The 13,775-nt window shown below is 61.3% G+C and carries 16 protein-coding genes; 7 read left to right on the forward strand and 9 right to left on the reverse strand.

What is annotated here, in order from left to right; translation table 11 throughout:
• Nucleotides 1-60 precede the first annotated feature (60 nt).
• On the forward strand, nt 61-741 hold the full coding sequence (locus Q0L62_RS04535) for a DUF4136 domain-containing protein (RefSeq protein WP_296677045.1): 681 nt from the start codon (nt 61-63) through the stop codon (nt 739-741).
• Nucleotides 742-804: 63 nt separating this feature from the next.
• Here the strand turns inward: Q0L62_RS04535 and dut are convergent, their stop codons facing one another.
• Nucleotides 805-1,275 carry a dUTP diphosphatase gene (dut, locus tag Q0L62_RS04540; RefSeq protein WP_296677048.1) on the reverse strand — a complete coding sequence of 157 codons (471 nt, stop codon included), beginning with the start codon at nt 1,273-1,275 and terminating at the stop codon, nt 805-807.
• The gene (locus Q0L62_RS04545; protein ID WP_296677050.1) at nt 1,241-2,899 is read right to left on the reverse strand and encodes a phosphopantothenate--cysteine ligase family flavoprotein; all 1,659 of its coding nucleotides are present in this window, start codon (nt 2,897-2,899) and stop codon (nt 1,241-1,243) included. The genes dut and Q0L62_RS04545 overlap by 35 nt, the downstream gene beginning before the upstream one ends.
• 105 nt (nt 2,900-3,004) lie before the next feature.
• Here Q0L62_RS04545 and Q0L62_RS04550 point away from each other — a divergent pair, with 105 nt between their 5' ends.
• Nucleotides 3,005-3,403 (forward strand): hypothetical protein, encoded by a 399-nt coding sequence (locus Q0L62_RS04550; RefSeq protein WP_296677052.1) that lies wholly within the window; start codon nt 3,005-3,007, stop codon nt 3,401-3,403.
• Nucleotides 3,404-3,491: 88 nt separating this feature from the next.
• Entirely contained in the window at nt 3,492-5,432 is a 1,941-nt protein-coding gene (gene ftsH, locus Q0L62_RS04555) for an ATP-dependent zinc metalloprotease FtsH (RefSeq protein ID WP_296677055.1), read from the forward strand.
• 5 nt (nt 5,433-5,437) lie between these two features.
• Here ftsH and Q0L62_RS04560 read toward each other — a convergent pair whose 3' ends face one another.
• On the reverse strand, nt 5,438-6,496 hold the full coding sequence (locus Q0L62_RS04560) for a DUF3667 domain-containing protein (RefSeq protein ID WP_296677058.1): 1,059 nt from the start codon (nt 6,494-6,496) through the stop codon (nt 5,438-5,440).
• A 90-nt stretch (nt 6,497-6,586) separates the two neighbouring features.
• On the opposite strand from Q0L62_RS04560, the gene Q0L62_RS04565 reads away from it, so the two are divergent.
• The gene (locus tag Q0L62_RS04565) at nt 6,587-6,958 is read left to right on the forward strand and encodes a hypothetical protein (protein ID WP_296677060.1); all 372 of its coding nucleotides are present in this window, start codon (nt 6,587-6,589) and stop codon (nt 6,956-6,958) included.
• 7 nt (nt 6,959-6,965) lie between these two features.
• Here the strand turns inward: Q0L62_RS04565 and Q0L62_RS04570 are convergent, their stop codons facing one another.
• The 3 genes from Q0L62_RS04570 to Q0L62_RS04580 form a co-directional block, all read right to left on the reverse strand.
• Nucleotides 6,966-7,715: a hypothetical protein gene (locus tag Q0L62_RS04570; RefSeq protein ID WP_296677062.1), complete on the reverse strand. Its 750-nt coding sequence runs from the start codon at nt 7,713-7,715 to the stop codon at nt 6,966-6,968.
• 143 nt (nt 7,716-7,858) lie between these two features.
• A complete protein-coding gene (rpoZ, locus tag Q0L62_RS04575; protein ID WP_296677066.1) occupies nt 7,859-8,203 on the reverse strand; it encodes a DNA-directed RNA polymerase subunit omega in 345 nt (114 codons plus the stop codon).
• Nucleotides 8,204-8,315: 112 nt separating this feature from the next.
• Nucleotides 8,316-9,824 (reverse strand): replicative DNA helicase, encoded by a 1,509-nt coding sequence (locus tag Q0L62_RS04580; RefSeq protein ID WP_296677068.1) that lies wholly within the window; start codon nt 9,822-9,824, stop codon nt 8,316-8,318.
• A gap of 129 nt (nt 9,825-9,953) precedes the next feature.
• Between Q0L62_RS04580 and Q0L62_RS04585 the strand changes: the two genes are divergently transcribed.
• From Q0L62_RS04585 to Q0L62_RS04595, 3 genes are read left to right on the forward strand one after another with little or no spacing between them, the layout of a single operon-like run.
• Nucleotides 9,954-10,436: a UPF0262 family protein gene (locus tag Q0L62_RS04585; RefSeq protein WP_296677071.1), complete on the forward strand. Its 483-nt coding sequence runs from the start codon at nt 9,954-9,956 to the stop codon at nt 10,434-10,436.
• 26 nt (nt 10,437-10,462) lie between these two features.
• Nucleotides 10,463-11,164 carry a glycoside hydrolase family 25 protein gene (locus tag Q0L62_RS04590; protein ID WP_296677073.1) on the forward strand — a complete coding sequence of 234 codons (702 nt, stop codon included), beginning with the start codon at nt 10,463-10,465 and terminating at the stop codon, nt 11,162-11,164.
• 13 nt (nt 11,165-11,177) lie between these two features.
• Nucleotides 11,178-11,597 (forward strand): cytidine deaminase, encoded by a 420-nt coding sequence (locus Q0L62_RS04595; RefSeq protein WP_296677078.1) that lies wholly within the window; start codon nt 11,178-11,180, stop codon nt 11,595-11,597.
• Nucleotides 11,598-11,646: 49 nt separating this feature from the next.
• On the opposite strand, the gene Q0L62_RS04600 is transcribed toward Q0L62_RS04595, so the two are convergent.
• The 3 genes from Q0L62_RS04600 to Q0L62_RS04610 form a co-directional block, all read right to left on the reverse strand.
• Nucleotides 11,647-11,886 (reverse strand): hypothetical protein, encoded by a 240-nt coding sequence (locus Q0L62_RS04600; protein ID WP_296677080.1) that lies wholly within the window; start codon nt 11,884-11,886, stop codon nt 11,647-11,649.
• An 81-nt stretch (nt 11,887-11,967) separates the two neighbouring features.
• A complete protein-coding gene (locus Q0L62_RS04605; RefSeq protein ID WP_296677083.1) occupies nt 11,968-13,116 on the reverse strand; it encodes a M14-type cytosolic carboxypeptidase in 1,149 nt (382 codons plus the stop codon).
• Nucleotides 13,113-13,706: a DUF4136 domain-containing protein gene (locus Q0L62_RS04610; RefSeq protein WP_296677086.1), complete on the reverse strand. Its 594-nt coding sequence runs from the start codon at nt 13,704-13,706 to the stop codon at nt 13,113-13,115. The genes Q0L62_RS04605 and Q0L62_RS04610 overlap by 4 nt, the downstream gene beginning before the upstream one ends.
• Nucleotides 13,707-13,775 lie beyond the last annotated feature (69 nt).

Below are 13,775 nucleotides of genomic sequence, written 5' to 3' on the forward strand. Positions count from 1 at the left end.
TATACACTTTTCGCCGTTCGCACACGATTCGCGAGATTACGGCTCAGGAGGATCGGCACGATGTCTTACGATAACAGTTCGCTGGCACGCTGGGTCAGGGCGGCGCTGGTGCCGCTTATGCTGGCCGCACTTGCAGCTTGCGCTCAGCCCTTCAACGCCAAGGTATCCCGTTTCCAAAGTCAGCTTCCCGCCCCGCAGGGACAGACCTTTGCCGTCGTTGCCGATGATGCAGCGCTGGCAGGGGGTCTTGAGTTTGCGCAGTATGCCCGCCTGGTCGAAGGCCAAATGGCCAAGCTGGGTTACACGCCGGCAAGTCCCGAACAAGCCAACCTGCTCGTCCGCTTTGATTACGGCGTCGACAAGGGCCGCGAAAAGGTTAGCCGTTCGCTGGCGATGTACCGCGATCCGTTCTACAGCCCGTGGTACGGTTACAGCCGCTATGGATTTGGCTACAGCCGGTTCGGCTATGGCCGGCCGTGGGGATACGGCTGGTACGATCCGTTCTTTGATTCGGGCTATGAGAGCTATACGGTCTATACCAGCGGCATCAGCCTGAAGATCGACCGCAAGGGTGACGGCGCCCGCCTGTTCGAAGGCAAGGCTGAAGCTGCGTCAGTATCCAACCGGCTTGGCTATCTTGTTCCCAATCTGGTCGAAGCAATGTTTACCGATTTTCCCGGCAATTCGGGCGAAACGGTGCGCATTTCGGTCGCTCCGGAAAAGAAGATGAGCCAGCGCTAAGCGTTCGGTTTTGCGGCAATACGATAACAGGCGGGTCCGGACGCGGGCCCGCCTTTTTCGCATTCAGCTTCCCAGCGCCACCACCCCGCCGGTCGATCCAAAGCCGCCTTCACCTCGAAGGGTTTCGTCCAGCTCTTCGACTTTCAGCCAAACCCCTTGCGTGACCGGCGCCACCACCAATTGTGCCACCCGATCGCCGCGCCGCACGGCAAAGGGTTCGCTCCCGTGGTTGATCAGGATCACCTTCAGCTCGCCCCGATAGTCACTGTCTATCGTGCCAGGGGTATTGGGCACCGTAATGCCGTGCTTGAGCGCAAGGCCGGAACGCGGACGCACCTGGATCTCGAACCCGTGCGGAATGGCCACCGCGATACCGGTCGCAACGGCATGGCGCGCTCCGGACGGAAGGGTCACATCCTCTGCCGCCAGCACGTCCATGCCAGCGGCACCATCGGTGGCGTAGGCGGGCAGTTCCAGCCCCTCGAAATGAGGAAGACGCTTAACCGGGATCGGCACTGACGGGGTTGAGGGCATCGGCAATTCTTTCGACAAGGGCGGCGGCGACTGCGTCTTTTGCCATTTCCGGAAGACTTTCGACACCCGTTTCGGTGATGATATGCACCGCGTTCACCTCGCCCCCCATGACATCGCCCGACACGTCGTTGGCAACGATCCAGTCGGCGCCCTTGCGCTTGCGCTTGTCCTTGGCGTGGTCGATCACTTTTTCGGTTTCCGCCGCAAAGCCGACCACCAGCCTCGGGCGCTTGGGACTGGATGCGACAGAGGCCAGAATATCGGGATTTTCAGTCAGCCGCAAAGCCGGCGGTGCCGATCCGCGCTTCTTCATTTTTTCACCAGCGACTTCGGTGGTGCGCCAATCGGCCACGGCCGCAACCATCACCGCAGCATCAGCAGGAAGCGCCTTTTTCACGGCATCGGCCATTTCGACCGCAGTTTCCACGAACACCCGGTCTACCCCCGGTGGACATTCCAATGCCACCGGGCCGCTGACCAGTGTCACCTTGGCCCCCATCCGCGCAGCGGCCGCAGCAATCGCATAGCCCTGTTTGCCGCTGGATCGGTTCGCGATGTAGCGCACCGGATCTATCGGTTCGTGAGTCGGACCTGCGGTCACCAGCACATGCTTGCCCTCCAGCCGGTCGCTGACGGGGGCAAAGGCATCATCTCCGGCAAAATCGGGTTGGCCGAACAGGGGATCGTCGATCAGTGCATCGGCCAGCTTGCTGCCGGCAAAGCTGTCACCCTTGATCGGTTCGGGAACGGTCTGCCCGGTAACGGTATGGTTGATCGCATCGGGGTCGGTCGGCGGGGCCGACTTGGCCCGGCCCTTTTTCGACAGGATGGGTGCTGCCAAAAGCACTTCATCCGGCGGTGTTTCTTCAGGTGCCGGCTCGTCATCCGCAGAAACCGGCGGGATTACCTCACCCTCGATGGTCAGATCATCGTCACCAAACACAAGCTTTGATGTGGTTGTGCGCTTGATCAGGCCGGCTGCCAACCCGCCCAGGCCCAGGTCGACAGACTGGGCGAAGCTGTCGAAATCACGCGGAGCTTCGAGCGCGAGTTCGGGTTCCGGCGCAGGCAGCGCCAGTGCTTCCAATTGCAGCATCTGGCAGATCGCGTTCCACACCGCGACAGGTTCGGGCAGGCGCCCGGCGCCGTATTCGCCGCAGGCCATTGGGCCTTCATCGGGGTCAAGCACCGCGACGCCGCGTTCCATCAGAGTGCGCACATTGTCCTGTGTGGCGGCATGTTCCCACATCTTCACGTTCATCGCCGGCACGGCCAGAACCGGTTTGTCGGTGGCAAGCAGCAGCGTGGTCGCCAGATCATCGGCGATCCCCTGGACCATTTTGGCCATCAGGTTGGCGGTGGCCGGACAGACCACCACCAGATCGGCGGCCCGCGACAGCTGGATGTGGCCCATCTCAACCTCGGCCGTCAGATCCCACAGCGTGGTATGCACAGGATTTTCCGACAGAGCGGCCAGAGTCATCGCGGTAACGAAGTGCGATCCGCCTTCGGTCAGCACGCAGCTGACCTCGCCCCCGTTGCGGCGGATCAGGCGCACCAGTTCGCACGCCTTGTAGGCGGCAATCCCGCCGCCGACGATCAGAAGTATCTTGGGCCCGTTCATGGCGACCAGCTTGTGCAATTCCCCAGCCCCTTGCGCAACAGGCTTTGCATAAGGGTTTCCCTGCGCCACAAAGGATAAATCGCGGTTAACGGGGAGCGCCTTACCATGCGAATCATCTTGACGATCCTGGTCTTTCTGGTCGGATTTTTCGACCTTTTCATGGGGCTGAACTTCCTGTTTAACCCGCAGATCGCGGCACCCGGTCTGGGCGTCAGCGCCGCCGCAACCCAGGGCTGGTCCACCATCCGTGCCGATTTCACCGCCTTTTTCGGGGTTATCGCGGTGTGCATGATGCTGGGCGCGTGGCGCCGTAATGCCGACCTGTTGCTTGTCCCGGCTGCCCTGATGGGCACAGCATTCACCGTGCGGGCGATCAGTCTGGCACTCGACGGATTTTACCCCGGCTGGCCGCTGCCGATGTCCGTCGAAGGGTTTCACGTCTTGCTGCTGATCGCGGCGTGGCGTGTTCTGCCGCATCACCGGATAGAAGAATTGACCTCGTGATCGCCTAAACCGATCAGAGACTTCATGCGCGTAAACTTGCGCTTCATCCGTGCGCGCTTACATTGGCGGCACGAAAGGAATTGCGCGCATGAACGACGAACAACCCAGCGGTAACCCGTGGGTCAAGAACCTGCTGATCTGGGGCGGGGTGTTCCTTGTCCTGTTATCGGTGGTATCGCTGTTCAACGCGCGCGGGGACACTGCCGCGCAGCAGCTGGGCTATTCCGATTTCCGCACCAAGGTGAACGAAGGCGCAGTCGCTTCGGTCGAAGTCGGTGAAAACCGCATCACCGGGAAACTGAAGACGGGTGAGACATTCTCTACTGTCGCGCTGCCCAAGGATGAAAGCCTGGTTCCGCTGCTGCAGGACAAGGGCGTCAAATATGATGGCAAGGCGCCCGAACAAGGCAACATCGTCTTTGCGCTGCTGTTCAACATCCTGCCCTTCGTCCTGCTGATCGCTCTGGCGTTTTTCGCCATGCGCCAGTTACAGAAGGGCGGCGGATCAGGCGCGATGGGCTTTGGCAAAAGTAAGGCCAAGATGCTCACCGAAAAGCAGGGCCGCGTGACCTTTGCCGACGTTGCCGGGATCGACGAAGCCCGCGAAGAATTGGAAGAGATCGTCGACTTCCTCAAGGATCCGCATCGCTTTTCCAAGCTGGGCGGGCAGATTCCCAAGGGCGCGCTGCTGGTCGGATCGCCCGGCACTGGCAAAACCCTGCTGGCCCGCGCCATCGCGGGTGAGGCGGGCGTTCCGTTCTTCACCATTTCTGGCTCGGATTTTGTTGAAATGTTCGTTGGCGTCGGCGCCAGCCGCGTGCGCGACATGTTCGAACAGGCCAAGAAGAATGCGCCGTGCATTGTCTTCATTGACGAAATTGATGCGGTCGGCCGTCACCGCGGCCACGGGCTGGGCAATTCGAACGATGAGCGCGAACAGACGCTGAACCAGCTGCTGGTCGAGATGGACGGGTTTGAGGCTAACGAGGGTATCATCATCATCGCCGCCACCAACCGGCCCGACGTGCTCGATCCGGCGCTACTGCGACCAGGCCGCTTTGACCGCCAGGTGGTGGTGCCCCTGCCCGATATCGAAGGCCGGGAAAAAATCCTGGAAGTCCACATGAGAAAGGTGCCGCTCGCCCCCGATGTCGAAGCGCGGACGATTGCGCGCGGCACGCCCGGTTTTTCGGGTGCGGACCTGGCAAACCTGGTCAATGAGGCTGCCTTGCTGGCCGCCCGCCGCAACAAGCGGTTGGTCGCCCGGCAGGAGTTCGAGGATGCCAAGGACAAGGTAATGATGGGCGCCGAACGCCGCTCTATGGTCATGACCGACGAGGAAAAGAAAATGACCGCCTATCACGAGGCCGGTCACGCACTCGTCTCGGTGTTCGAAGCGGCGTCGGACCCGATCCACAAGGCCACGATCATCCCGCGCGGCGGCGCGCTGGGCATGGTGGTGCGGCTGCCCGAACGCGACCGGTATTCCTACCACCGCGATCAGATGCACGCACAGCTGGCCGTGGCGATGGGCGGACGCGTGGCCGAAGAAATCATCTTTGGTCACGATAAGGTTTCGTCTGGCGCATCGTCCGATATCCAGCAGGCCACTTCGCTGGCCCGCAACATGGTCACGCGATGGGGCATGTCAGACAAGCTGGGCCCGCTCCAGTATGAGGAACAATCTGAAGGTTACCTTGGCTATGGTTCAGCGCAGCGCACCATGCAGTCTGCCGATACCAACAAGCTGATCGATGCCGAAATCCGCGGTCTGGTCGAAGGCGGGCACAAGCGCGCGACTGACATCCTCAAAGGCAACGCCGAAAAGCTTCACCAGCTGGCCCAGGCCTTGCTCGAATACGAAACGCTGACCGGGGAAGAAATCGACGAGCTGGTCGCAAACGGCAAGATCGACCGGCCTGATGCGCCAAAGGGCGATGCATTGCGGCCCGTACCTGTGCGCGGATCTGCCATTCCCAAGGCCGGAAAGCGGTTTACCGAAGCGGCGCGATCGGCCCACAACGATTAGGCCGCTTACCCGCCTGTTTCAGCCACGATCAGGACAGTAAACAGGATCAGCGCGCTGGCTGCGATGAACAGCAGCGCGCCGGTCCGCCATAGTGCGCCAAGCCGGCTCAACTGATATGTGCCGCGTAGCTGCCTGTACATGTGAATGGGCGGCACGAGCAGACCGATCCCGGCCAGGAACGATGCGCCGGCCAGGTTTCCCACGACAATAGCCGTTGTCAGCAGGGTCATGAAGCAAAGCGAATAGGTGACAAATACCGTATGGTCATACAGCCGGAAGCGGCGACTGAACGGGAACAGCAGCCACACGAACGGCACCGAAATCGGGATCAGCGCCCAGCTGAATTTATAGGCATTTGTCTGCAGCTTGAACAGGCCCAGCCCGGGGTTCGCGCGAAAATCCCTGAAGGCCTGTTCGACCGCCGGCAGCTCGCTGTGGATCTTGACATCCTTCGAGTCCGCCGTTGGCTTGCCTGCCAAGGTTGCCTGCACTTCGCGAACCGATGCAAGCCCGGCTTCGCGCCCCGAAATCTCGCCATCGATTACGTCGGTCGGCTTGCCCGCCTTGGCCAGGGCATCCCGCTTGATGCGCAATGCCGCCAGTTCCCTTTCATTGGCCGCAAGGCCTGTCACCGTCTTGCCGTTAACGTCGATCGAGGCGAGATTGTCGAGCGACCCGCCGGCCTGCTTGATCACTGCAAACATCAGAAACACGCTGAACAGGAACAGCGCGATCGGGCTGATATAGCTGGCGCGGCGTCCGTCGATATATTCGCGGGTCAGCTTGCCCGGCCGCCAAGCCAGCAGCGGCAGCGTTCGCCAGATCTTGCCTTCGAAATGAAACACCCCGTGCAGCAGATCGTGAAGAAACGCGCCAATCGTCTTGTGAACGTGTGCGGCCTGGCCGCAGGAGTGGCAATGACTGCCGACCAGTGCGGTCCCGCAATTCAGGCAGGCGCTTTCAGCGGAGTGTCCGTCCGCCGCTTCGCCGTGGGTCGGTTCGACCGCCCGTGCCGCCATCGCGCCTTCTGCAATGCCCCCGATGATTTCGCCGCTCCCACTCAAGAAAGATACTCCCCTGTCGATACCGCTGTTCATGGTCTTGTCAGCTTGCTGCGGTCAAGCCACCGTGAAACATCGGATGGAGAGCGATTGATGAAGCGACTGAGTCTTGCCGTTACGGTTGCACTGACATTCGCGTCCCCCGCATTGGCCGCCGAACGCACGACAGAAGCGTTCTATGCCGATGCGGCTGCCCTCAAGGCCAAGGGCGCCATGGCCCTGTTTTCGGGCAAGCTGCGTCCGCTGATGCAAGAGGGTCAAGCCACTGGAGAGGCTTTGCGGCAACAACGGCAAGCGGCGATCAAGCGCGGCGAAAAGCCCACCTACTGCCCGCCCCAGAATGCCAAAATGGGATCTGAGGAGATGCTAAGCGGATTGGGGGCAATCCCGCAAAATGAACGCAGGGCCCTGCCGCTTAGTGTCGGCATGCTTCGTGTCCTCCAGGCAAAATGGCCGTGCCGCTGAAACGGCGTCACGGTTCGGCGATACCTAGCGCCGTACGTGTCACGTGAGGCCACCAATCGCTGTACCACAACAGCATCGCAGCGATCTGTCCTGTAACGAGCAGCAGGATGCCGTTCCGTAAGACCCGGTGCACCATTCCGCGGGTCAACCAGTCGTAACATGCGGCGGCGATCAGCAGTGCATTCATGCCGCTGTAGAGATGCGCCCAGGAATTGAACGGCCCGGTGCCGGTAAAGGTGTCGATCGCGGATCCCCACCAGCGCTGGTACGGTCCGCCCATGACCGCGGCCGTGGCGAGGTACATCAGCCGCTTGTGCCTGGGCGAATCGCCGCGATCGCGGATCGCCAGGAACGAGCAAGCAGCAAAGGCAATCAGGACATAGAGAGGAAATGTGAAGAACCGGACGTTTTCAGAGTCGGTCTTGGCCCAGAACCGCTGGCTGTAGATTTCTGCCCCCAGCCCCGTTGCGATCACCAGCACGGCCAGCAGCGCCCCGCCCATTCCCGCTAGCCGGTGCAGGTCTGGCCGGCCCCGGTTGACCAGGCTGACCTGAAGCGTCAGCAGCAGCAGCCAGCCGAAATAGACAAAGACATGAACCACCAGGATCGGCGGCGCGGCATAGGGCGCCTGGCCCGCATAGCGCTCGGCAATCGGTTCGCCGAAACCCATCGCAACAGCCAGCCAAGACGAAGCCACAAACGCCAGCCAGAACGCGCTGTCCCACTGATGTCGCTCTTGAAAACCAGTCTTCTGCATCGCCCCGCCCCCCGGTTTGAAGCCGGAATGCAAACAGGTTGGCGACGGGCTGTCAAATCAAGGCGGTGCAGCGTTGCAATCTTACGAAAAAGCCCGCGCAGCCGGTGGGGCGCGCGGGCTCGAATCGTTCGGATCAGGCCAGTTTAGCCTTCGTAATCGCCGCCCAGCGACGTGTTGCGAACCGGAGCCGCAGCTGTGATCCGCAGCGCCTCGGCCTGCTGGCTGAGCGAACCGATGTCATCGACATCGTCATCATCATCCGGCAGCACGCGCTGAAGCGAATTGACCACCGATTCCTTCAGCGCATCGGGGCGCACAGTCTGTTCGGCAATTTCGCGCAAAGCCACGACGGGGTTCTTATCCCGGTCACGGTCGATCGTCAGTTCGGCGCCGCCCGAAATCTCGCGCGCACGTTGCGCGGCCATCAGGACAAGATCGAACCGGTTGGGGATCTTGTCGACACAATCTTCAACGGTAACGCGCGCCATCGGGCACTCCTAATTCAGCACAAAAATGCGGGAATGATCGCTGTTACGCGTCGGGCGATTCGCAAGTCAAGAAAAATTACTATAAGATGTTGTTTTTATTAGGATAATTCTATCACTCATAACTGTGTCCTGCCAACGAATCATCGGCCAGGTCGCTGAACCGGGTGATGCGCGATTCAAACCGCATGCGGACCTTGCCGGTCGAACCGTGGCGCTGTTTGGCAACGATCAGTTCGGCGGTGCCATAAACCCGCTCCATCTCGGCCTGCCAGGCAGTATGGGCCTCATGCGTCTTAATATCGTCATTGTCCTGCGGCACCTTGGGTTCGCGCGCGGCGACGTAATAGTCTTCGCGGAACACAAACCAGACCATGTCGGCGTCCTGTTCGATCGAGCCGGATTCGCGCAAATCCGACAGCATCGGACGTTTCTCTTCGCGCTGTTCGACCGCGCGGGACAGCTGCGACAGCGCGATCACCGGCACGCTCAGTTCCTTGGCAAGTGTTTTGAGTCCCCGGCTGATTTCCGAGATTTCATTGACCCGGTTGTCGTTGGCCCGGCCCGAGCCCTGCAGCAGCTGCAGATAATCGACCACCACCAGCCCGATATCGTGCCGCCTTTTCAACCGTCGGGCGCGGGTGCGCAGCGCCGCGATGCTCAACGCCGGGGTGTCGTCGATATAAAGTGGCAATTCGGCCAGACGCTGACTGGCATAGGACAGCTGCTGGAAATCATCCCGGCTGATCTTGCCCATGCGCAGCGCCTCGCTGCTTATCCCTGACTGTTCCGCCAGGATACGCGTGGCCAACTGATCCGCGCTCATTTCAAGGCTGAAAAATGCCGTCGCCGCTCCGACCGACTTGTCGGCGTCAATACCGTCGGCGAGGTCGCGGCGCAGGCGGTCGGCCGCGTTGAAGGCAATATTGGTGGCGAGCGAGGTTTTGCCCATGCCGGGACGGCCCGCCAGGATGATCAGATCCGAATCGTGCAAGCCGCCGATTTTCTCATTCACGCTGGTAAGACCGGTTGTGGTCCCTGAAATGTGCCCGCCCGACAGCAGCGCCTGCTCTATCATGCCCAGCGCCGTTCGGGTGGCGACGGCAAAACCCTGTGCCTCGCTGCCCGTGCTCGCTCCCTCGGCCACTTTGTACAGCGCCGCTTCGGCAGCGGCGACCTGTTCCATCGGCTCGACGCTTTCCGAGGTGTCGAGCGCGTTGTTGACCAACGTGCGGCCGACCGCCACCAGTTCGCGCAGCAGAGCCAGGTCATAGATTTGACCTGCCAGTTCGCGCGGCGCCAGCAGGCCCTGTCCATCGGCTGTCAGCCGCGCCAGATAGGATGCTCCACCAAGATCCTTGAGCGCCTCGTCCGCCTCGAAATACGGTTTCAGCGTAATCGGCGTAACCACCGCCTTGCGGTCGAGCAGCTGGAGAATGCGCTCGTATATGCGGGCATGGATGGGTTCGAAGAAATGCTGGGGCAAAACCTGGGTCGTCAGCTCCTCGATCACCCGGTTATCGATCAGCACCGCGCCCAGGAACGCGGCTTCGGCCTCGACATTGCTGGGAAGGGCGCGCGCGGCAGTTTCGTCGGGGCGGGTGATGAGTTCGAGTTCGGCCATGGTTGCGCGTTCTTTGCGAAGACCGGCCTGCGGGTGCAAGCAGGGATTGATCCCTTATTACTCCACAGCCTGTGGAAGGCCAGCTGCCCCTTGCCCCGCCATTTTGCATCTGCGAAAAGCGCGGCGACCATGGCCGACCCAAGGATCATCGACATCGCGCTGGACGAAGCGACGATCCTGTGGCGCAACGCCGATATCGAGCAAGAGCGGCGCATCGCGATCTTCGATTTGATCGAGGAAAATACCTTCAAGCCGCTTCGCGCCTGGGACGCCGGACACCAGGGCCCATACCGTCTCAAACTGTCAGTCGACGATGGCCGCCTGATCATGGAAGCAAGCAGCGATGACGGCGCCGTGCTGGAAACGCTGATCCTTGGCCTGGGCCGGTTTCGCCGCCCGATTCGCGAATATTTCGCAATCTGTGACAGTTACTACCAGGCTATCCGGCGCGCTACGGCAAGCGAGATTGAAACCATCGACATGGCCCGCCGCGGCGTCCACAACGAAGCGGCTGAAATGCTGCTGGAGCGGTTGACGGGCAAGGTCGACACCGACTTTGCAACTGCCCGGCGGCTCTTTACCCTGATCTGCGTCCTGCATATCAGGGGCTGACATAACCGGGGCGCACGCGAAAAGTCATGGCTCGAAAATCACCGTCACGCCGGCTGCGGCTGCGTCTCTTGGGCGTCGCGCTGCTGATTGCGCTGGCGGGCGGCGCGTGGGGCTGGTGGCAGGTCAAGCACTGGCAACCCGACCGCCGGGTATTCCCGATGCAGGGCGCCGAGGTGGGCAGCGCCGACGGGGTGATCGACTGGCGGGCTTTAAAGGCGATCGGCGCAGAGTTTGCCTATCTCGACGCATCGGCCAGCGCCTTTGCCCGTGACGACAGTTTTTCGCGCAATCTTGAGGATGCCAAAGTGGCGAAAATCCAGGTCGGGGCGCTCCACCGCTATGATCCGTGCCAGCCGGCCGAACGGCAAGCTGCCAATTTCGTCACCGTAGTGCCGCGCGATCCCAAGATGCTGCCCCCGGCAGTCGAGCTTGACATGCTGGGGGACGATTGTCCCGTGCCGGTCAGCGACCAGAGTATCGAAAGCGAGCTGACAACGTTCCTCAACCAGATCGAAAACCACACCGGAAAGGCCGCCATCCTGAAGCTGACTCCGCGGTTTCAGTCGCGTTACCGCATAGCCTCGCAGATCGACCGCAACCTGTGGCTGGTCCGCACGCGCTTTCAGCCGGACTACGCAGGCCGGCCGTGGATGCTGTGGACCGCCAACGGCCAGCTTAGCAATCAGGCAACCAAGGATGGCCTGCGCTGGGTTGTCGTGCAGCCATGAAAGACAACAGGCCATGATTGACCGCGACACTCTTATCGCTGCAGCGAAGGAGGCAGTGTCCCGCGCATATGCCCCTTATAGCCGCTTTCAGGTCGGCGCTGCGTTGGGTTTCGCCGACGGCAACATTGTTACCGGCGCGAATGTCGAGAATGCCAGTTACGGGCTTGCCCTGTGCGCGGAGACAGCGGCAGTGGCGCGCGCCATGAACGACGGGAAGCGCAGTGATCTGGTTGCTATCGCGGTTACGGGAGGGATCGAAGGGGTTCTTGGGGATCCGGTAACCCCGTGCGGGCGCTGCCGGCAAGTACTGAGCGAATTGGCGCAGCTGGGCCAGACTGATCCGTTAGTGTGGTGTGTTGGATCGCACTCAATATCCGAACATAGGCTGTCCGACCTTCTGCCGCACGCCTTTGGCCCTGCCAGCTTGGGTTGAAAAAGACCGGGCGGCCGGTTTGAATACCACCAGCCGCCCGATACGTGCCTTACTTGGTAGCGTTGTCGGCTGCCTGCTTGGCGGCATCGCCAACGTCCTGCGCGGCAGCACCAACATCCTTCGCGGCATCGGCAATCGCGTTGTTCTTGGCCGCGTTGCTGTTCGACTGGTTCATGAAGAACACCACCCCGACGATCAGCGCGATGATCAGCACGATACCGATCAGCCACGATCCGCCGCCGCTGCGGCCTTCTTCCTTGATGATTGTTACATTGGGTTCATCAGACATAGTCACCTCCTGCTTTAACAGGGGCAAAAACGGACCATGGCGGCAAATGTTCCCGCAAATGCACACCAGTGCACGCAGCGGTCAGGCGGCTTGGCGCCCTTCCAGCCATTCGAGCAGCGCCCCCAGGCACTCGCGGCCAAGTTGGGCGGATCGTTCAGGTGACCAGTTCTGCACCAGACACGGCAGGTCGTCGTTGTCCTTGAACGGCATTTCGAGCGTCATGCTGACCGCACCGAACCGCTCGGCCAGCTGGTTGGTCGACATGGTCAGGTTGGCCTTGCCCGCGCGCGCCGCCGGGTAGCCCAGCCTGGTCTGGAAATCGGGCGTGCGCCGCGCCAGAATCCTTTTATAACCATCAAACCCGGCCTGCTGCGCCTCGTTCCATGACGGAATCCCTTCAAATCCCGCCAGAAACACTGCCGGGATCGCCTCATCACCATGCACGTCCATAGCGAAATGCACCCCGGTTTCGTCCATCGCATTGCGGATTGCCAGAACTTCGGGAGAACGTTCCGCAGAAGGGTGGGCCCATTCGCGGTTGAGGTTCACCCCGGCAAAATTGGTGCGCAGATGACCGCGGCACGACCCGTCGGGATTGGCGTTGGGCACTACATGGAACCGGCACAGCTGGCGCAGCCGCCGCGCGACCGGATCGGCGGGGTCAGTCAGGCAATCCAGCGCGCCTTCCATCCACCATTCGGCCATCGATTCGCCTGGATGCTGACGGGCATAGAGCCACACCTGCGTCTCACCTTCGCCCATTTCAAGGCAATCGATCGGCTGTCCTTCAAGGCTGTGTCCAAGACATCGATAGTTCACACCCTGAGAGCCCGCCGCCTGCGCGACCAGATCGTGGTGGCGTTCCATCGAATAGGGCGCAAAGTATGCAAACCAGCAAAGGTCGCTTTCGGGGGTATAAGTGATGGTCAATGAGCCATCCGCCGCTCCCTTGTCGAAACTGCACTCCGCGCGGGCCCAGAACTGGCGGTCTTCGCTGACCGCAGCGCGGTATGCCGGCCAGCCATCGGGATATGCCGAAGCATTGAGCCCGGTAATCTTCAACGTCAGCGTCTGCCCCGCCGCCCCGGCTGCGCGGAAATGGAACCACTGGAAAAAATCGGATTCGCGATCCTTACGTATCCTGAGCTGCGCGGTGGTTCCGGAAATGGACAGGACTTCGATGTTGCCGCTATCAAACGCGGCATCGATGCAAAGGGTGGATGCGGTCATTTAACCTCGATAGTCTCACCCGATTGACCAGGAAACCCCTCGAACAGCGCCTCAGCCATTTTTGCCGCGGCCAGGTCTGTGCTGGCCAGCGGCGATTTGGCATCAACGCTGAAGCTGGCACGTCCTTCCCACAGGGTGCGCGCGCTGACGCGGTCCTTGATCACTACACCAAGCTCGGTCTGCATCTGCTGGCCCGATCCGCCGCCCAGATTGAAGCCCAGACCCAGGCCAAGTCCGCTGCCATAGCTGCCGGTTGACCCGCCCACGCCCACGCTGACCGGTCCTGATTTGCGCGCCGGATCGGACAGGCTGCGGCTGACCCGCATTTGCGCAATCTGTCCGCCCTGTCCGGCAGCCGCTTCGGCATAGCCCAGCAAAGCAAGCTGGCGCTGCACGGCAAGTCTGTAGGTCTGCCATTCCAGCGATTTGCCATCGGTCCCCGGGGCCGGTTCGACCGCCACGGTACCGCGCGAAAGCGAAGCAAACTCAGGCGCATGAAACCGCGTAACCTGAACCGGACCGACCGGCGCAACACAACCTGACAGCGCCGCAAAGCCAAGTGCAGCGGCGGCAAGGGGCAGAAACTTCATGGTCCGGCAACCTCTCTTCCGTGTCACGTATCCAGACAATGTGTCCCTGAAAGTCGTTTCATGCAAGGA

It is taken from the genome of Novosphingobium sp., from assembly GCF_024642085.1.
Classification (GTDB): Bacteria; Pseudomonadota; Alphaproteobacteria; order Sphingomonadales; family Sphingomonadaceae; genus Novosphingobium.